Source organism: Sphingobium chungangianum (assembly GCF_977014255.1).
Window position 1 is genome coordinate 1,940,571 of the sequence record NZ_CDRNIV010000006.1, and the last position, 18,137, is coordinate 1,958,707.

Below are 18,137 nucleotides of genomic sequence, written 5' to 3' on the forward strand. Positions count from 1 at the left end.
TGTCAGGAGTTAATTTTTCGTTAGTGATTTTGGTAAATCGCTAAATTTTCCCATGCCATTAAGATGCGAATGGCATCCGCGCCCATCTTGTCTCCGGGCGGAACAAGGCCCATTTCATCGCGATGCTAAACGTCCTCTCGGTCCTGATCGGCCTTTTCGCCCTACTGCTGATGATCCCGGCATTCCTGCCGCTTCTGGGGATCGCCAACTGGCTGCTGGTGCCGATCGCACTGTTTGGCGCCGTGATCGGGATATTATCGACCCGTAACAGCGGCCGCAACCTGTGCCTCATCGTCGCGGCGATCGGTGCGTTCCGCCTGTTCCTGGGCGGAGGCATTTTCTGAACCCGCATGATCAGCAGCTAAGGACGGGCCTGATCGCTGCGGTGGCGGCCTATGGGCTCTGGGGCCTGCTGCCCATCTTTTTCAAGCTGCTCCACGCCGTGACCCCGGTAGAGGTCGTGGCGCAGCGGGTCATATGGTCGCTCGTCCTGATCGTCGGCGTCCTGGCGGCACGGCGGAATCTGAGCGCGCTTGGAGCAGCATTGCGCGACAGGCGGATCGTCCTGCCCCTCACCGCTTCCGCGCTGTTCATCGGGTTCAACTGGCTGGTCTATGTATGGTCGGTCAATAACGGCCACGTCATCGCTGCCAGCCTTGGCTATTTCCTCAATCCACTGGTCAATGTCGCGCTCGGCGTCCTGGTGCTGAAGGAAAGACTGCGGCGTGGGCAAGCCATAGCCATCACGATTGCTGCCGTGGGCGTGGCCATCATGGCGGCGGCGGCCTTCACCACCCTGTGGATCAGCGTCGGTCTGGCGGTCAGCTTTGCCTTGTACGGCCTTGTCCGCAAATTGACCCCGGTTGCGCCGATGGTTGGCCTGGGGGCGGAAACGCTGCTGCTTGCGCCGCTCGCTCTTGCATATCTGCTGTGGCTGTGGGGCCATGGTGGCATCAGCCTTGGGCAGGACAGCTATACCAGCAGCCTTCTGATCTTCTCGGGCGCCTTGACGACGGTGCCGCTGATCCTGTTCGCCATGGCTGCGCAGCGCCTGCCGCTTACGACGCTCGGCCTCATCCAATATCTCGCGCCCACGCTGCAATTCCTGTGCGGCGTGCTGCTCTATGGGGAGAAACTGACGCAGGGACAGATGATCAGCTTCGCGCTGATCTGGCTTGGCCTCATCCTGTTCGCAACCGACAGCCTCGCTGCCGCCCGCAAGAACAGGTTGGCGGCGGCGTAGGCCGAGGCGTTCAGGCGAATTCGGTCGCCTCAAAGCGCACGGCCTCACCCACCGCCTCATTGGCCAGAGTATCGTCCCACATGACTCGGTTTCCGCGCACGATCGTCCCCACGGCCTTGCCGGTGAGGTCCATGCCTTCAAAGGGCGACCAGTTGCAGCGCGAGGAAAGCCAATCACTGCCCACCGTCCACCGTTTCTTGAGGTCCACCACCGTGAAGTCGGCATCATAGCCAAGCGCAATCCGCCCCTTGCCGACAAGCCCGAACACGCGCTGCGGCCCAGAAGAGGTCAGTTCGATAAACCGCCGCAGCGACAAACGCCCCTCCGCCACATGGTTGAGCAGCAACGGCACCAGCGTCTGGACGCCCGGCATGCCACTGGGCGATCCGGGATAGGTTTTCGCCTTCTCCTCGATCGTATGCGGCGCATGGTCGCTGCCCAGTACATCGGGCACGCCCTGGTTGAGCCAATGCCACAGGCCATCCCGGTGCGAAGCCGAGCGGATCGGCGGGTTCATCTGCGCATAGGTGCCAAGTCGGGGATAGGCATCCTCTGCCGCCAGCGTCAGATGCTGCGGCGTCACTTCGCAGGTGGCGATATCCTTATGCCCGGCGATATATTCCAGCTCCGCAGGCGTCGTCACATGCAGGATATGGATGCGCCGCCGCGCCTGACGGGCGAGACCAATGATCCGCTTCGTCGCGATCATCGCGCTTTCATCATCGCGCCAGACCGGATGAGAGGAAGGATCGCCATCGACCCGCAAATCCTTGCGCGCATTCATCCGCGCCTCATCCTCGGCATGGATGGCAACACGCCGCGTGCCGCTCGCCAACACGCGTGACAACGCCGCGTCATCGTCCACCAACAGGCTGCCGGTCGATGCGCCCATGAAGATCTTCACGCCAGCCGTGCCGGGAATACGCTCCAGTTCCTTCAGCGCTTCGGCATTGTCCGCCGTCGCACCGACATAAAAGGCGTGGTCGCACCACATGCGGTGATGGGCGCGGGCCAGCTTGTCATGCACACGCTCGGCGCTGTCCGTATTCGGGTTGGTGTTCGGCATCTCGAACACAGAAGTGATCCCGCCCAGCACGGCGGAGCGGCTGCCTGATTCAAGGTCTTCCTTATGCTCAAGGCCCGGCTCGCGGAAATGCACCTGGCTGTCGATGCAGCCGGGCATCACGTCCAGCCCGGTGCAGTCGATCACCTCGCCCGCATCGCCAAGCGACGATCCGATCGCCACGACCTTGCCGCCGCGCACGCCGACATCGGTCTGCTCGGACCCGCCGGGCGTGTGGACGGTGCCGTTCTTCAGGATCAGGTCGAAATTCTGGGACATGATTGCTCGCCGCTTGGATATGGTCGGCGTCTGTCCTACCTAAAGCCGATGACCGGCACCACCCTAACCGACCGCGCGCTACTCAGAATTTCGGGCGAAGAGGCGCGGTCCTTCCTGCAAGGCCTGCTGACCCGCGACGTCCTGACGCTCAAGGCGGACGAACCACGCTGGTCCGGGCTCCTGACGCCGCAGGGCAAGGCACTGTACGACTTCATTCTATGGGCCGATGGCGACGATGTGCTGATCGATTGCGAGGCGGCGCAGGTCGACGCGCTGGCCAAGCGGCTCACCCTCTACCGCCTCCGCCGCAAGGTGACGATTGCGCGGGAAGAGTCACTCGCGGTCCACTGGTCTTTGGAAGCCACTGACAAGCCATCCGACCCGCGCCTCGCCGACCTCGGCCATCGCTGGCTCGCTCCGCCCACATCGGGCGACGCCTCCACCCCCTTCCGCGCTCACCGCCTGTCGCTCGGCGTGTTCGAAGGCGCAGGCGAGCTTGGCCAGGATCAGACGCTCTGGCTGGAAACCAATGCGGGCGAATTGCGTGGCGTGGACTTCGACAAGGGCTGCTATGTCGGTCAGGAAAACACCGCCCGCATGCATTATCGCAGCAAGGTGAACCGCCGCCTTGTCGCCGTCCCCTTGGCCAACGCCGACGAGAAGCGCCAACGCGCCGCCCTGCCCGACCTTGGTCTATCTATCGAACTGCGCCGCGTGGAAGACATCGAACCCTCGACCCTGCCCCCATGGCTCGCCGCCGCGATCGCGGAGCAAGCCGCCGAATGAAGCGCCTCTTGCTCGCCCTGATCGGGGCCGTCAGCTTCTCCGCACCCGCATGGGCCGACACGCCCTGGACGCTGGTGAAAGCCTATCCTCACGATCCCAAAGCCTTTACCGAGGGCCTCTTCTTCCACGACGGCGCCCTCTACGAGAGCACCGGCCTGGAAGGCCAATCGGAAATCCGCAAGGTCTCGCTTGAGGACGGCAAAGTCCTTGAAAGCCGCACCCTCGCTCCGCAATATTTCGGCGAAGGCATCGTCAACTGGAAAGACCGGCTGATCAGCCTAACCTGGCGCCATCGTCAGGGCTTCGTATGGAAACTCAATGACTTCTCGCCACTTTCCCAGTTCCGCTATGAAGGCGAAGGCTGGGGCCTGACCCAGGACGGCCACAGCCTGATCATGAGCGATGGCACCTCGCAGCTTCGCTTCCTCGATCCCGAAACACTTGGCGAGACGCGGCGCATCACGGTCACGTTTAACGGCCGTCCGGTCGAGCGTCTGAACGAACTGGAATATGTGAAGGGCGAGCTATGGGCGAACATCTGGTATGACACCCGCATTGCCCGGATCGATCCTGCGACCGGCACCGTCATCGACTGGATCGACATCGCCCCCCTCATCCGGGAAAGCGGCGTGGCTGATAGCGAAGGCGTACCCAACGGCATCGCCTATGACCAAAAGCGCGACCGCATCTTCGTCACGGGCAAATATTGGCCAAAGCTGTTCGAGATACGCCTGAAAAGCCAAGCAAGGACGCGCTAACTAGCCTTCTTGCGTCGCGTCTCCCACCCCTTCTTCGCCGCCGCAGATCGATCCGCCGCCGAACGCCCGGCCGAAGCGGCGCCACCTTTTTGACCGCCCTTGCGCGAGGAAACATGGGTGTCAGGCTTCCCCCGCCCAGACCCGGACTTGTTTCCGCCGCCTGATTCCTTGTTCACCGTCGCCCAGGCCCGCCGTTCCGCCTCCTTGCGGGAAACGCCGCGATCCTCATAGCCTTCCTCGATATGTTCGGCCTTACGCTTTTGCTTGTCGGTATAACTGCCCTTGTCGCCACGCGGCATGATCGGTCTCCTGTCAGCAGTCCCCACACCGCCTTCCAACGATCATTCGGCCATCGCGTTCACAACGCTGCGCTTGCGTCACGAAACCGGCGGAACGGAAGCTGATGGGCGGGCGTTCCCCGGCTATGGAACAGCGCACCCTTATCGAACGGCTGGCCCGCCATCTCGCCGCGCATGAACCCGATCAGTGGCAGGCGCACGTAGCCGACGCGGCCAGCATCCTCGCCATCATGAAGGACCCTGACCCTGCCATGCGCGAGGCAGGTGACGAAGCCCAATGGCGCGCGATGATCAACGCTGCGCTTCGGGAGCGGTGGGCCGTCACCACCCATCCCGGCGGCGATCATGCTGAACCCGGCACAGATGAAGAAGGCGAATTTTCGCTTCATCCCCATGGCGTTACCCAGGACCGTGCCGACTGGGTCCATGTTCATGACAGGCAGGAGAAATCATCATGAAGGGGTTATTGAAGCTGGCATTTCTCGGCGGGCTGGGCGCTGTGGCATGGCGTAGCTGGAAAGACCGGAAGGCCCCAGCTGAGCTTGACCATCGCGCGCCTGTCGGATCGTCGGGACTCATCCGGGATGCCGGTCCCGCAGAACAGCATATCGCGCCAAGTGACTGGGACATGATCGACGAGCAGGCGGACGAATCCTTCCCGGCCAGCGACCCGCCCGGCAACTATCGCGGCATAGCCTGACCTGTCCAACTGGCGCGGTTGTTGCCCCTGCCTGACCCGGCCTCTATGAGGCGGGAAAATAATTGCCGCGCGTCGGCATCCAGCTACAAAAGGGGAAATCCAACAAATGCCTTCGGGTCTCATCGCGCTGCTCGACGACGTAGCGGGAATAGCCAAGCTCACAGCCACGTCTCTGGACGATGTCGCCGCAGCTGCGGGCAAGGCCGGGTCGAAGGCGGCCGGGGTCGTCATCGACGACGCGGCGGTGACGCCCCGCTATGTCATGGGCCTGACGCCGGATCGCGAGCTTCCGATCATCTGGAAGATCGCGCGCGGATCGCTGCGTAACAAGCTGCTGTTCCTCCTCCCCGCCGCCCTGCTGCTGAGCGCCTTCGCGCCCTGGCTTCTCCCGCCATTGCTGATGCTGGGCGGCGCATTCCTCTGCTTTGAGGCGGTCGAAAAGCTGCTGGAGGCGGTTCAAGGCGGGCATGACGTCGCGCAGGAAGCGCTCACCACCCACAGTTCTCAGGAGCTGGAGGACCAGAAGGTTGCGGGCGCCATCCGCACCGACTTCATCCTTTCCGGCGAGATCATGGCAATCGCGCTCGGCACCGTGGCAGCAGAACCGCTTTGGGAACAGGCGCTGATCCTGGTCGTCGTCGCCATCCTCATCACAGCGGGCGTCTATGGCGTCGTCGGTTTCATCGTGAAGATGGACGACATCGGCCTGCACCTCGCCGAACGCCCCTCATCAACGACGCGCGCCGTGGGACGCGGGCTGGTCCATGCCATGCCCATCCTGATGAAGATCCTGTCCGTGGTTGGTACAGCCGCCATGTTGTGGGTCGGCGGGGGCCTGATCGTTCACGGGTTGCATGAGTTTCACTGGGACCTGATCCCCGGCGCCATCCACCATGTTGCGCAAAGCGTGGCGGCCACCGCGCCCGCCATCGGACCTTTCCTGGATTGGACCGTGAACGCGATCGGCGGGGCCATCGTCGGGCTGGTGATCGGTGGGATCATCCTTGCAGTGCTGCACCTGTTCAAAAAGCACTGAAGCGCGCGGCACGCCGGACACTCGGCCAATGCAGAACTTAAAAATGCCCCAAACCCATTCCCCCTGGCGTGTAGAGGCAGTCGCCCTGCTCGCCCTTGCGCTGCCGATGATCGCGGGGAATGTCGCCTGGGCGGGGATAGCCGCGACCGATCTTTTGCTGATCGGTCGTCTGGGCGCGCAAAGCGTCGCGGCGGGCGCGCTCGCCATCAACCTGTTCCAGGCCCTGCTCATATTCGGCATGGGCCTAGTCACAGCAGCCGCGCCGCTGATCGCCAATGAGCGTGGCCGCCGCCGCCATTCCGTCCGCGACGTGCGCCGCACGGTCCAACAGACGCTGCGCGCCGCCTTTCTCTTCGTACTGCCCGCCTGGGCGCTGCTCTGGCAGAGCGAAGCCATCCTTCTGGCCATGGGGCAGCAGCCCGACCTTGCCCATCAGGCCGGAGTCATGATGCGCGGGCTGCAATGGGCGCTGCTTCCCTTCCTAGCCTTCTCGACGCTGCGTAATTTCATGTCGGCGCTGGAGCGGCCGGTCTGGGCCGTGGTCGTCATGCTGCTTGCCATACCCTTCAACCTCTTGGCGGGCTGGGTTCTGATCTTTGGTAAGCTGGGCATGCCAGCCCTTGGCCTTTTAGGCGCGGGACTGGCCGGCACCCTCTCGTCTTGCTTCCTTTTCCTTAGCCTTCTGACGGTGATCCTTATCGACCGGCGCTTCCGCCGCTATCGGGTGATGGGCCGCTTCTGGGCTCACGACAGGGACCGGCATCGCGCCGTCTGGGCGCTGGGCCTACCGATCGCGATCACTGTGGGTTTTGAGACGACGGTGTTCAACGCCTCGGCCTTGCTCATGGGCCTCATTGGCCGCGATTCCCTCGCCGCGCATGCCGTCGCGATTCAAATCGCCGCGCTTCTCTTCATGGTGCCCATGGGAATTGGTCAGGCCGCCACGGTACGAGTCGGCCTCGCTCAGGGACGCGGCGATGCTGCCGAAATCGGACGCGCGGGCTGGCTCGCCCTCCTCCTGGGCTTCGGGTTCGCATTCGCCGCCGCCATCCTGCTTATCACCGTGCCCCGTCTGCTGATCGGCGCCTTCCTAGACCTGAACGATCCCGCAAACACTCGAACGGCGGCGCTGGCCGTCAGCTTCCTCGCCGTGGCCGCACTGTTTCAACTGGTGGATGCCACACAGGCGGTCGCCGCCGGTGTCCTGCGCGGTCTGCACGATACGAAGGTGCCGATGATCTTCGCGCTGATCGGCTACTGGATTATCGGCGTGGGCGTGGGAACAGTCCTCGCCTTTCCGCTCGGGATGAAGGGCCTCGGCATATGGCTGGGCCTCGCCAGCGGCCTTGGTGCCGTGGCACTACTGCTCCTCATCCGCTGGACGATGCGGGAACGTCTGGGCCTTGTCAGCTCATCCTGAAAAGCGCCCGGATGCACTTTGCGTCGATATTGCGGCGCACAAAGCAATTGAAGACAGGCTGCGAATCGGTAATGACGAAAATCATGACTGCCCCGACGACCATTTTCGAAGCCATCGCGCTTCAGAAATGCCTGAAGGCGACCTACAATAAATTGGTCGTCAAGCTGGCGCCCCACATCCTTTACACGCGCCATGATGAGATGTTCATCGACGCCGTGACGGTGGAACGCGAAGGCGGTCCGCCGCGCGAACTGAAGCTTGGCACATTCAAGCTGGCGGGCCTCAACGACGTCACCGTGCTCGATGAGACTTTCGAGGCGATGTACGGTCTCTATAATGAGACCGACGACAAATATAAGGGCGTGACCCTTTTCGCCGTCGCGCCCGAGAGCGCAGCCGCCTGAGAGCCGACGGAGCGGCCCCGGCAGGCCGCTCCTTTCATTTCTTCAGCCGATAGCCGGTACGGAATACCCATCCGATAACTGCCAGGCACACCGCCAGCATCCCTGCGATGAACAACAGGCTGAACTCGATCCCCACGTCCCCCCGACCGAAAAAGGTCCAGCGGAAGCCCGACACCAGATAGACGATCGGGTTGAACAGCGTCACCGTGCGCCATGGCTCGGGCAGCATATGCACCGAATAGAAAGCGCCACCCAGAAAGGTCATCGGCATGATCAGCAGCAGCGGTATAACCTGCAACTGCTCAAAGCTCTGTGCCCAGATGCCCAGGATGAACCCGAACAGGCAGAAGCTGACCGCGATCAGCACCATGAACGCCACCATGGCGATCGGATGCTCGACATGGACATCGACGAACAGATGCGCCGTCACGAATATGATCGTGCCCACGCTCAACGCCTTGGTTGCCGCCGCGCCGACATAAGCGATCACCGTTTCCGTCGCCGATACCGGGGCGGAAAGCAGCTCATAAATGGTGCCCGCGAATTTGGGCATGTAGATGCCGAAGCTCGCGTTGAAGATACTCTCAGTGAACATCGACATCATGATCAGGCCGGGCACGATGAACGCCGCATAATCGATGCCGTCAATCTGCGTCATACGCGACCCGATCGCGCCGCCGAACACCACGAAATACAGCGATGTCGTGATCACCGGCACCAGCAACCCGGTCAGCAATGTGCGGCTGAACCGATGCAATTCGAATTTGTAGATCGACCAGATCGCCCGATAGTTGAAGCCGCTCATGCCACCTTCTCCTGATGGACCAGGCTGACGAAAATATCCTCCAGGCTGCTCTGCTGCGTGTTGAGGTCCTTATAGCCGATGCCCAGGTCGCCCAGCGTCCGCAACAATGAGGACACGCCCGTACGCTCGGCACGCGTATCGAAAATATATTCGATCTCATGGCCGTCGGACTTTAGCGACAAATCCCATTGGCTCAGCTCTGCCGGAAGCTGGTGCAGCGGCTGGTTAAGCGCCACGGTCAGGCTCTTCTTGCCCAGCTTCTTCATCAGCGCCGTCTTTTCCTCGACCAGGATCAGCTCTCCATTGTTGATCACGCCCACCCGGTCGGCCATTTCCTCGGCCTCCTCGATATAATGGGTGGTAAGGATGATGGTCACCCCGGTCTGCCGCAGCTCACCAATAAGCTTCCACATGTCCCGCCGCAGCTCGACATCGACCCCCGCTGTCGGCTCGTCCAGAAACAGCACGCGCGGCTCATGGCTCAGCGCCTTGGCGATCATCACCCGCCGCTTCATGCCGCCCGACAGTTCAAGCATCTTGTTGTTGCGCTTGTCCCAAAGCGACAGGTCGCGCAGCACCTTCTCGATATGGGCGTCGTTGCGCGGCTTGCCGAACAGCCCACGGGAAAAGCGCACCGTATCGATCACCCGTTCGAACGCGTCGGTGTGCAGTTCCTGCGGCACCAACCCGATCGCGGCGCGCGATCCGCGATAGTCGCGCACGATGTCGTGCCCGGCGACGGTCACTGTCCCACCGCTGGGCCGCACATTGCCGCAGATGATGGAGATCATCGTCGTCTTGCCCGCGCCATTGGGGCCTAGCAGGGCGAAAATCTCGCCCTCCTCAATCTCCAGATCGATGCCCTTGAGTGCCTGAAAACCCGATGCGTAGCTTTTCGTCAGCCCGGAAACGGTAATGATGGACGCCATGCGCGCAAAAGCCCCTTTTTATCTGCACGCCAAGATAGGGGCGCCGGGTCCAAGCGCAACCGGCCTATTCGCCTCGCCGATGAAAGCGAAAGACGGTGGCTGGCGGAAAATTGCGAACCGTCTGTCCTACCCGCGCGACTTCCAGGTCCAGCGCATGCAGCACGTCACGGCTAACCGGCGGCCGCGTCGAATAAGTGAACTGGATAAAGCTGCCGCCCGGCCGCAGCATACGAAACGCTTCGGACAGAATGTCGGCATGCACATGGCGGTCCATCGCCAGCAGCGGAAGGCCGCTTATCACCGTCTGATATTGCCCCGGCTCACCAGCCGCCGCCGTCGAGACGATCTGCGCTGGCGTTTCAAGCACCGACACATGCGGAAAGTGCCGCCGCAGCCCGCGCGCAAAGGCGGGATTGATCTCCACCACCTCCAGCTTTTCCGGCGGCAGGCCCGTCTGCAGGATCGCGCGGGTGAACACGCCAGTCCCACCGCCCAGTTCCATCACCCGGCCATCCAGCGGGTCGATATGCGCTACCATCAGCCGGGCAAGATAGCGGCTGCTCGGCACCACCGAGGCGGTTTGGCGCGGCTTCTTTACCCAGGCGGCCAGGAAATCCAGATATTCCGTCGCCCGCGCCCGGAATTCGCTCCGGGGCATGGCGACTGCCCGGCCGCGTTTGGACTTGTCATGCATGAGCGAAAGGCGACCGGAAACATGTCATCGCGACTCCCCTTAGCGAGCCTGAAGCGCGCCGTCGATTGGCTTTAACATGTCTATAGATGGCAAATTTTTCACTTGTGCGGCGCGCGTCGCGATTCCCACCGGGACCTGCCCGCAAGCCTTCCCGAACAAATATGCAGGATAAGACTGAAGGTGATCGCCTCGAGATCCTGCCCCACATTACAAAAGTCAAAAATAATAGTTGATAATCAATATATTACATCGTTGCCGCAGGTTCATGCAACCTCCTCCACTATGAGCGGGTTCAACAGCAAATCATTGTTTCGGAGGAGAATTATGCGCAAAGCCATTATCGCCCTGTCGGCCCTTTCGATGGCCATCCCTGTGTCCATGGCGATCCCGACCGACGGGGCCAGCGCCCGGAAGCATCACCACTATCGCGAATGGCGCGGCCGCGACGGACGGACATATTGTCGCAAGTCCAACGGCACGACCGGCCTTATCGTCGGCGGCGTAGGCGGTGCCCTTGTAGGCCGTGCCATCGACACGCGCGGTGATCGGGCCACCGGCACGATCTTGGGCGCTGCTGGCGGCGCGCTGCTCGGCAAGGAAATCGATAGCAAGCGCCGCTGCCGCTAATCTGCCAACACATAAAAGGGCGGCTCCCGATTGGAAGCCGCCCTGTGCAAATTCCTAAAGTACCGCCGCTTACTCCGAGGCGGCTCCGCGAGCCTCATCGACCTTGAACGCAACCGGTCGGCCGCCAGACACGCCGGACACCTTGCCGTTCTTGATCGCCAGGTTAAACGCAACGGCATCCGGATAGCGGCGGCCTGACACGAGCCGACCCGTCTTTGTATCCTTCACCTGATAGACATAGGTGTAGCCTTCATGGGTGAAGCGCTGCTTGCCTTCTTCCGCATGGACGGGGGCAAGGGCAGCGGCGACGGTGCCGACTGCACCGATAAGAATGAATTTCGACAGCATTCGCATAGGTTTTCTCCTTGTGAATGCCGATCAAACACCTCTGCATTTCTGTTCTGTTGGTGTCGAACCTATGGGCCAGACACATGCGCGCAATCGCAAAAGGCGGATCACCAGTTGCGCCTGGCGCAACCGGCCACGCCTCAAGCCTCCGACATCCCCAGGATGTGACGGAACTGCGCTTCGGTCACAGGGGACACGGACAGGCGCGACTGCCGCAGCATCACCATATCGGCCAGCGCCGGGTCCGCCTTCATCGCCTTCAGCGTAACGGGCTTCTTCAGCTTTTCCTTGGGTGCGACATGCACCGCGATCCACTTGCCGCTTTCGTCGGTGCTGTCGGGCGCGGCTTCCTCGACAATCTCCATGATGCCGACCGCTTCCACACCAATATTGCTGTGATAAAAGAAGGACAGGTCGCCCTTGCGCATCGCCTTCATGTTCAGCTGCGCGGCATGGTTGCGAACGCCATCCCACTCCGCCTTTCCTTTCTCGACCAGGTCGTCATAGGAAAAGACATCGGGTTCCGATTTCATGAGCCAATAGTTCATGATCGCCTCCTTGCATCAGCCGCCCGGGCCGATCAAGGATCGGACGGCGCCAATTGACAGAAGGAAAGCCGAAACTTGCCGCACGCACCGCTGGAACAGGTTCCACTGTTGTCCCTCACCGCGATGGCTAAGCCGGATTTTGCAACAGCGCTCGGCGATTCGTTCCGGCAATTCGGCTTCGCCATGGTGAAGGACCACGGCATGGATGCCGCCCTGATCAACGATGGCTGGAGGCTCGCCCGCGCCTTCTTCGCCCTGCCGGAGGATGTAAAGCGCCGCTACGATGCCAGCAGCAATGGCGGCCAGCGAGGCTACACGGCGTTCGGCAGGGAAATCGCCAAGGGCGCGAGCGAGAATGACCTCAAGGAATTCTGGCGTGTCGGTCGCGACCTACCCGCAGGACACCCCCTTGGCGCCACCATGCCGCCAAACATCTGGCCCGAAGAAATACCGGAATTTCAATCCACTTTAAGCCGTCTTTATGCAGAGTTCGACCGCATAGGCGCCCAGCTTCTTGCCGCGATCGCCCTCTATCTCGACTTGCCCGAACACTGGTTCGACGACGCTATCGAAAACGGCAATTCGATCCTGCGCCTGTTGCACTACCCGCCAGTTTCGCCCGAAGCCCCGGGCATCCGCGCGGGCGCGCATGAGGATATCAACCTCATCACCCTGCTGCTCGGCGCCGAGGAAGGCGGCCTGGAGATCAAGGACCGCCAGGGCAACTGGCTCCCCGTCGTACCGCCCCCCGGCGCGCTGGCAATCAATGTCGGCGACATGCTGCAACGCCTGACCAACTATCGCCTGCGATCAACCAGCCACCGCGTCATCAATCCTCCGCCGGAGCGGCGCGGCGTCGCGCGCTATTCCATGCCTTTCTTCCTGCACCTACGCCCGGATTTCCTGATCGAACCGCTGCCGCAATGTGTCGATGCGGACCACCCGCGCCGGGACCCGCCGATCACCGCGCACGACTATCTGACCGAGCGCCTGCGCGAGATCGGACTGGTGAAGGGCTGAGCGCCCGAAAGGCCTATTTACGCCACCGACCAAGCGTGATGCCGATTTCCTCACCCTTCTCGCTCAGCGCCAGCTTGATGATCTTCACCTCGACATGCAGCACCTTGTCATCCTGAAGCAAGATGGTGTCGATGATATGGTCCGCCACGGCCTCGATCAGCGTGAAATGCTGTCCTTCCGGCAGCGCGCTCGTGGCGGCATGCTTCAGGTCCATGTAATTTTTCGAACGGGATAACGGCGTATCCAGTTCATAATGGTCAGCGACCTTCAACTGCGCGCGGATGGAAATGCGCAGCGGTTGCGGCAGATGGGTTTCTTCCGAATAGATGCCCGTCAGGACATCGACGTCCAGATGATTGACCTCCAGCGTCAGAAAATCGTCAAATCCGCGGTCCATGGCTTTCCTGCTGCTGGCGATGGCCAGAATAGACTTTAATTTTGCGGAACAGGCGTTAATCCCGCCGCTCCGGCGCGGTCCATGCGCCATTGACAGCGGATCGGCAAGACGTGTCTCATATTGTGCCCCTTAACATCGTGGCGGAAGAGGCGATTGAGCAACTGCTCGACGCCGCCTTCGGTCCCGACAGGCACGGCCGCACAGCCTATCTGATCCGCGACGGCATGCCCTGGGTGCCTGAGCTGTCCTTCGGCATGATGGATGAACATGGCGAGCTGGCCGGTTCGCTCCAAAGCTGGCCGGTGGCGCTCACCCATGCCGACGGAACGCAGACACCGCTCATCATGGTCGGCCCGGTCGCTGTCTCCCCCACCCTCCAACGCACCGGCCACGGCCGCGCGCTCATGGACGCGGTCGTCAATGCCGCTCGCGCCCACCATAGCGATCCGCTGATGATGATCGGCGATCCCGAATATTATGGCCGCTTCTGGGGCTTTTCCGCTGCATCCACGGGCGGCTGGAGCTGCCCCGGCCCCTATGAAGCGCGCCGACTACTCGCTCTTTCGGTCGATGGAGCCGCGATCGGCGGCGAAGGGATGCTTGGGCCGCGAATCACCACTCCAATGTGATTTCCCTTTTGCCTTCGGCGCCGCGCGATCCTATCTCGACGCCATGCCGATGGACCCGCCCCCCGATCTTGCCAACCTGTCCCTGGCCGACATAGCCCGCCTGGCCGAGGAAAAGCGGCTGCCGCCCGTCGAAAAGTGGAATCCCGACCATTGTGGCGACAGCGAAATGCGCATCGCCCGCGACGGCACATGGTTTCATCAGGGTTCGCCCATCGGCCGCGAAGCCATGGTCCGCCTCTTCTCTACGATCCTGCGGCGTGAAAAGGACGGCTCTTATGTCCTTGTAACACCAGTTGAAAAACTGTCGATCGAGGTGGACGACGCCCCCTTCCTCGCCGTCGAGCTAAAGAGCGAGGGCGAAGGCCGCAATCGCGCCCTCGCCTTTCGCCTCAACACAGGCGACCTGATCCCCGCAGGCCCCGAAAACCCGCTCGTGATCCGGGAATCGGCGGATGGCCCGCACCCCTATCTGCACGTACGTCGCGGGCTTGAGGCGTTGGTCAACCGCAGCGTCTATTATGAGTTGATGAACCTCGCGCTGGACGAAGCAAGCGATCCGGTTGGCCTCTGGAGCAATGGCGCTTTCTACCCATTGGACGGCTCCGCATGACCTTGGCCGACCGCGTCCGCGCCGCGCTTGCCGAAGGACATGCGCGCGAAGTCGGGCTCATGCTATCGGACACACGAGATCCCCGCATCGATGGCGAACTCGTTCTTGCGCCCGCCGCCGTGCTCGTCGCCATCACTGACCGACCGGAACCCGGCCTTATCCTTACCGAGCGTGCGGCTTTCCTGCGCAAACATGCGGGGCAGATCGCCTTCCCCGGCGGCCGCGTCGATCAGGAAGACGCCAGCGAAATCGCCGGAGCGCTGCGGGAGGCGCACGAAGAAATCGGGCTGCCCCCTGACATCGTGGATGTCATCGGCACGACCGACCGCTATCACACCTTCACCGGCTTCGACATTGTGCCCGTGCTGGGCGTCATCCCGCCCGACCTGCCGCTCATGCCGCAGGAAAACGAGGTCGCTGACTGGTTCGAACTGCCCCTCTCCTTTGCGCTCGATCCCGCAAACCGGGTCAGACATTCTGCCCATTATCAAGGTGTTGAACGACATTATTATGAAATAATGTGGAATGATCGCCGTATCTGGGGCATCACCGCCGCCATACTCGCCAACCTGTCGCGGAGGCTTGATCTTGACCGCATTATTGCCTGACGCCGATTGGCGCCACCGGCCCGGCCTTGACGGCCTGCTCGTCGCGTTGGGGGCGGAACAGGGCCTTGCCCGCTATGTCGGCGGCGCGGTGCGCGACGGACTGCTTGGACTTCCCGTCAACGATCTCGACATCGCCACGGCGCTGGAGCCGCAAGAGGTGATGGAGCGCCTGAAGGCCGCCGGGATCAAGGCCGTGCCCACGGGCATAGACCATGGCACGATCACGGCGGTGATCGGGGGCTGGCCGGTCGAAATCACCACCTTGCGCCGCGACGTCAGCACGGACGGCCGCCGTGCGACCATCGCCTACACCACCGACTGGCGGGAGGATGCGGCACGGCGCGATTTCACCATCAACGCGCTGTACGCCGATCCCTACACCCACGAAGTGACCGATTTTTTCGGCGGCGTTGATGACCTGGCAGCAGGCCGCGTCCGCTTCATCGGCAGCGCGGGTGAGCGTATTGCCGAAGATCATCTACGAATCCTGCGCTATTTCCGCTTCCTCGCCCGCTTCGGCCGCGACACGCCTGATGAGCAGGCATATGCCGCCTGTCGCACCGCCGCAAACAGCCTGATGGCCCTGTCGCGTGAGCGTATCGCCGATGAGCTGATGAAGCTCCTCGCCCTCCCCGATCCTTTCGCCTCGCTCCAATTGATGATCGAAGGCGGCATCCTCGTTCCTGTTCTTCCGGAGATCGACAGGGACGGACTTGCTCGACTGGGGCAGTTGATCGCGCGGGAAGCCGACGCTGGCATTCCGTACGCAGCGCTGCGCCGGCTGGCTGCCCTGCTCCCCCCCGACGCGCGTACCGCTGATGCCGTGGGCGCCCGCCTCAAACTGTCCAACAAGGCGCGAAAACGCCTCGTCCTCGCGCTGGAGCCCCATAAGGCGGCCCCATCGCTCAGGGCGCTCGCCTTCACCATCGGCGTCGAAGGTGCAATCGATCGCATCCTGCTCGACCCCACGGCATCCCTCGACAGCATCGCCTCGCTCGAAGGCTGGACGCCACCGCAACTGCCGATCGGCGGAGGCGCCCTGATCGCGCGCGGCCTGCCGCCCGGCCCCGAAGTCGCCAAGGCGCTGGGCGAGGTGCAGCGTATCTGGGTAGAAGAAGGTTTCCCGGAGGCAGGTCGGGTCGATCAGATCGCGGATCAGACCGTTTCGAAATTCCAGCGCGCGCGCCAGTAATCGAACGCGTCATTTTCGGGCATGGGACGCGCGAAGTAAAAGCCCTGCCCGTGGCTGCATCCCATGGATTGCAGCCCATGGGCCAGTTCCTGCGTCTCCACCCCTTCGGCGGTGACATGCAGGTTCAACGATTCGGCCAGCGACAGGATCGTGCGAACGATCGCCTGCTTGTCCTTGTCATCCAGCATGTTGGTCACAAAGCTGCGGTCGATCTTCAAAATGTCGATCGGCAGGCTGTGCAAGCTGGCAAGGTTGGAATAGCCCGTGCCGAAATCGTCCATGGCGATCGGCATTTGCAGGTCCTTCAATGCAACCAGCAGCTTCCGCGCCTTGTCCGGATCGGCGATGATCGCGCTTTCCGTCAGTTCGACGGTCAGCCGCCTGCCCGACACGCCTGAATAGCGCAGCGCTTCCTCGAACATCGACGCCACATCATCCCGCGCCATCTGGATCGGCGACAGGTTCACATTGACCCCGACCGGCATTGCCTGTCCGAATTTCGCGTCCCACCGGCTCAGCGCCTGCGCCGCCTCATAAGCCGCCCACCGGCCGAGAGGCGTGATGAGGCCGCTTTCCTCGGCAACCGCAATGAACTCGCACGGGGAAACATGACCCAGTTCAGGGTCATTCCACCGGGCGAGCGCTTCAAATCCGGTAATCTCCCCCGTCTGCAACTGAATGAGCGGCTGATATGCCAAGGTAAGCTCACCTTGTGTCAACGCGGTGCGCAGGCGGCTTTCGATGGAAAAGCGCCGCTGCGCTTCCTTCAGCACGCCGTTGCGGTAGATCTCCACCTTGCCGCTACGCTTGGCGATTTTCACCGCCGCCTGCGCCTTGCGGATTATATCGTCGGGGTCATCGTCCAGGCTTGTCGCCAGAGCACATCCGATCGCGCAGTCGACCCGAATTTGCAGATCACTGAGGCGGATCGGCGAATTCAGCGCATCCCTTACCCTCTGCACGATATGAAGACAGTCGGACAAACCATTGTTCAATCTAGCGAATATCGCAAAGTCATTGCCGCCGATCCGCGCCAGCACATCGCCCTGCCGCAGGCTCGACTTCAAACGCTTGGCAACCGTGATCAGCAGTTCATCACCCGCCATCGGCCCCAGCGATTCGTTAACCCGGCTAAATCGGCTGAGATCGATCGCGATGATCCCGAACTGCGAATTGCTCGGCCATGGAGAATTGCGCAGTCGGTCTTCGATCTCCTCGCCAAATCCCGTACGGTTCGGCAGCGCTGTCAACCCGTCGGATAGCAATTCGCGGCGTAAATTCCGTTCGGTCACGCGATCGCTAGTGCGGTCCAGCGCGGTGAAGAGAATGAGGTGCGCCGCTTCGTCAGTCGAGGGCAGCAGCCCGGCGGTGCAGGAGAAATATTCCGGCCCCAAAGGACCATCACGCCGCAATTCAAACGTGGCGGAGACGCTTTCCGAAAGCGCAACCTCAATGATCCGTTCGCGCCAGTCCTTGCAATAGGGCGACTTGGCGCCGGTATCGCCCCTGTCCAGGAAGCTGTGATAAAAAGTCTTGTTAACAGCAACGATCGACAAGTCATTGTCTTTAAAACATAACATGGCTGCGGCGTGCGGCATCGCCTCCAACCAATGCTCCATCTCCGCCAGGCAGCGCAGATGCGTGCGCTCGAACCTCGCGAGGAGGTTGTCGTCCAGCCTTTGACCTGGCCGAATACGCGCTGGCACCGTTTTCATGCCACCGGATTAGATACCAGTGGTAAA

24 protein-coding genes are annotated in these 18,137 nt (G+C 62.0%); 15 read left to right on the forward strand and 9 right to left on the reverse strand.

The features are described 5' to 3' along the window. Positions 1-122 precede the first annotated feature (122 nt). Entirely contained in the window at positions 123-344 is a 222-nt protein-coding gene (locus ACWNC0_RS16685) for a hypothetical protein (RefSeq protein ID WP_196225858.1), read from the forward strand. Next, entirely contained in the window at positions 341-1,243 is a 903-nt protein-coding gene (rarD, locus tag ACWNC0_RS16690; protein WP_449474643.1) for an EamA family transporter RarD, read from the forward strand. The genes ACWNC0_RS16685 and rarD overlap by 4 nt, the downstream gene beginning before the upstream one ends. Positions 1,244-1,253: 10 nt before the next feature. Here rarD and ACWNC0_RS16695 read toward each other — a convergent pair whose 3' ends face one another. After that, complete coding sequence (locus tag ACWNC0_RS16695) at positions 1,254-2,585, reverse strand: dihydroorotase (RefSeq protein ID WP_449473202.1); 1,332 nt, start codon at positions 2,583-2,585, stop codon at positions 1,254-1,256. A gap of 48 nt (positions 2,586-2,633) precedes the next feature. Here ACWNC0_RS16695 and ygfZ point away from each other — a divergent pair, with 48 nt between their 5' ends. Continuing rightward, on the forward strand, positions 2,634-3,371 hold the full coding sequence (gene ygfZ, locus ACWNC0_RS16700; RefSeq protein ID WP_449473204.1) for a CAF17-like 4Fe-4S cluster assembly/insertion protein YgfZ: 738 nt from the start codon (positions 2,634-2,636) through the stop codon (positions 3,369-3,371). Continuing rightward, on the forward strand, positions 3,368-4,129 hold the full coding sequence (locus ACWNC0_RS16705; RefSeq protein ID WP_449473205.1) for a glutaminyl-peptide cyclotransferase: 762 nt from the start codon (positions 3,368-3,370) through the stop codon (positions 4,127-4,129). Before ygfZ ends, ACWNC0_RS16705 begins: the two co-directional genes overlap by 4 nt. On the opposite strand, the gene ACWNC0_RS16710 is transcribed toward ACWNC0_RS16705, so the two are convergent. Further along, the gene (locus tag ACWNC0_RS16710) at positions 4,126-4,428 is read right to left on the reverse strand and encodes a plasmid stabilization protein (protein ID WP_449473207.1); all 303 of its coding nucleotides are present in this window, start codon (positions 4,426-4,428) and stop codon (positions 4,126-4,128) included. The genes ACWNC0_RS16705 and ACWNC0_RS16710 overlap by 4 nt on opposite strands. 125 nt (positions 4,429-4,553) lie before the next feature. Between ACWNC0_RS16710 and ACWNC0_RS16715 the strand changes: the two genes are divergently transcribed. The 5 genes from ACWNC0_RS16715 (at position 4,554) to ACWNC0_RS16735 (ending at position 7,988) form a co-directional block, all read left to right on the forward strand. Further along, complete coding sequence (locus ACWNC0_RS16715; protein WP_449474644.1) at positions 4,554-4,886, forward strand: hypothetical protein; 333 nt, start codon at positions 4,554-4,556, stop codon at positions 4,884-4,886. After that, positions 4,883-5,128 (forward strand): hypothetical protein, encoded by a 246-nt coding sequence (locus tag ACWNC0_RS16720; RefSeq protein WP_449473208.1) that lies wholly within the window; start codon positions 4,883-4,885, stop codon positions 5,126-5,128. The genes ACWNC0_RS16715 and ACWNC0_RS16720 overlap by 4 nt, the downstream gene beginning before the upstream one ends. Before the next feature lie 106 nt (positions 5,129-5,234). Next, complete coding sequence (locus tag ACWNC0_RS16725) at positions 5,235-6,164, forward strand: DUF808 domain-containing protein (RefSeq protein WP_449473210.1); 930 nt, start codon at positions 5,235-5,237, stop codon at positions 6,162-6,164. Positions 6,165-6,207: 43 nt separating this feature from the next. Continuing rightward, positions 6,208-7,584: an MATE family efflux transporter gene (locus tag ACWNC0_RS16730; RefSeq protein WP_449473212.1), complete on the forward strand. Its 1,377-nt coding sequence runs from the start codon at positions 6,208-6,210 to the stop codon at positions 7,582-7,584. Between the two features lie 83 nt (positions 7,585-7,667). Continuing rightward, the gene (locus ACWNC0_RS16735) at positions 7,668-7,988 is read left to right on the forward strand and encodes a hypothetical protein (RefSeq protein WP_449473214.1); all 321 of its coding nucleotides are present in this window, start codon (positions 7,668-7,670) and stop codon (positions 7,986-7,988) included. 34 nt (positions 7,989-8,022) lie between these two features. On the opposite strand, the gene ACWNC0_RS16740 is transcribed toward ACWNC0_RS16735, so the two are convergent. The 3 genes from ACWNC0_RS16740 to ACWNC0_RS16750 all read right to left on the reverse strand — a co-directional run bounded on the left by ACWNC0_RS16740 (position 8,023) and on the right by ACWNC0_RS16750 (position 10,416). Beyond that, complete coding sequence (locus ACWNC0_RS16740; protein WP_449473216.1) at positions 8,023-8,793, reverse strand: ABC transporter permease; 771 nt, start codon at positions 8,791-8,793, stop codon at positions 8,023-8,025. After that, a complete protein-coding gene (locus ACWNC0_RS16745; RefSeq protein WP_449473218.1) occupies positions 8,790-9,722 on the reverse strand; it encodes an ABC transporter ATP-binding protein in 933 nt (310 codons plus the stop codon). The genes ACWNC0_RS16740 and ACWNC0_RS16745 overlap by 4 nt, the downstream gene beginning before the upstream one ends. A 64-nt stretch (positions 9,723-9,786) precedes the next feature. Then, entirely contained in the window at positions 9,787-10,416 is a 630-nt protein-coding gene (locus ACWNC0_RS16750) for a class I SAM-dependent methyltransferase (RefSeq protein WP_449473220.1), read from the reverse strand. Between the two features lie 324 nt (positions 10,417-10,740). Here ACWNC0_RS16750 and ACWNC0_RS16755 point away from each other — a divergent pair, with 324 nt between their 5' ends. Then, positions 10,741-11,043 (forward strand): glycine zipper 2TM domain-containing protein, encoded by a 303-nt coding sequence (locus ACWNC0_RS16755; RefSeq protein WP_449473222.1) that lies wholly within the window; start codon positions 10,741-10,743, stop codon positions 11,041-11,043. 69 nt (positions 11,044-11,112) lie between these two features. On the opposite strand, the gene ACWNC0_RS16760 is transcribed toward ACWNC0_RS16755, so the two are convergent. Beyond that, a complete protein-coding gene (locus tag ACWNC0_RS16760) occupies positions 11,113-11,397 on the reverse strand; it encodes a hypothetical protein (protein WP_449473223.1) in 285 nt (94 codons plus the stop codon). A gap of 134 nt (positions 11,398-11,531) precedes the next feature. After that, positions 11,532-11,939 carry an EVE domain-containing protein gene (locus ACWNC0_RS16765; RefSeq protein WP_449473225.1) on the reverse strand — a complete coding sequence of 136 codons (408 nt, stop codon included), beginning with the start codon at positions 11,937-11,939 and terminating at the stop codon, positions 11,532-11,534. 75 nt (positions 11,940-12,014) lie between these two features. Here ACWNC0_RS16765 and ACWNC0_RS16770 point away from each other — a divergent pair, with 75 nt between their 5' ends. Next, entirely contained in the window at positions 12,015-12,959 is a 945-nt protein-coding gene (locus ACWNC0_RS16770; protein WP_449473227.1) for an isopenicillin N synthase family dioxygenase, read from the forward strand. 13 nt (positions 12,960-12,972) lie between these two features. Here ACWNC0_RS16770 and ACWNC0_RS16775 read toward each other — a convergent pair whose 3' ends face one another. Next, entirely contained in the window at positions 12,973-13,356 is a 384-nt protein-coding gene (locus ACWNC0_RS16775; protein WP_449473229.1) for a dihydroneopterin aldolase, read from the reverse strand. Between the two features lie 110 nt (positions 13,357-13,466). Between ACWNC0_RS16775 and ACWNC0_RS16780 the strand changes: the two genes are divergently transcribed. Genes ACWNC0_RS16780 through ACWNC0_RS16795 form a run of 4 tightly spaced genes read left to right on the forward strand, consistent with a single transcriptional unit; the run spans position 13,467 to position 16,395 of the window. After that, positions 13,467-13,985: a GNAT family N-acetyltransferase gene (locus tag ACWNC0_RS16780; RefSeq protein WP_449473231.1), complete on the forward strand. Its 519-nt coding sequence runs from the start codon at positions 13,467-13,469 to the stop codon at positions 13,983-13,985. A 43-nt stretch (positions 13,986-14,028) separates the two neighbouring features. Then, positions 14,029-14,595, forward strand: a complete 567-nt coding sequence (locus ACWNC0_RS16785) for a DUF1285 domain-containing protein (protein ID WP_449474645.1) — start codon at positions 14,029-14,031, stop codon at positions 14,593-14,595. Next, positions 14,592-15,203 (forward strand): CoA pyrophosphatase, encoded by a 612-nt coding sequence (locus ACWNC0_RS16790; protein WP_449473233.1) that lies wholly within the window; start codon positions 14,592-14,594, stop codon positions 15,201-15,203. The genes ACWNC0_RS16785 and ACWNC0_RS16790 overlap by 4 nt, the downstream gene beginning before the upstream one ends. Further along, positions 15,184-16,395: a CCA tRNA nucleotidyltransferase gene (locus tag ACWNC0_RS16795; protein ID WP_449473235.1), complete on the forward strand. Its 1,212-nt coding sequence runs from the start codon at positions 15,184-15,186 to the stop codon at positions 16,393-16,395. The genes ACWNC0_RS16790 and ACWNC0_RS16795 overlap by 20 nt, the downstream gene beginning before the upstream one ends. Here ACWNC0_RS16795 and ACWNC0_RS16800 read toward each other — a convergent pair. Next, positions 16,359-18,110, reverse strand: a complete 1,752-nt coding sequence (locus tag ACWNC0_RS16800) for a putative bifunctional diguanylate cyclase/phosphodiesterase (RefSeq protein WP_449473237.1) — start codon at positions 18,108-18,110, stop codon at positions 16,359-16,361. The genes ACWNC0_RS16795 and ACWNC0_RS16800 overlap by 37 nt on opposite strands. Positions 18,111-18,137 lie beyond the last annotated feature (27 nt).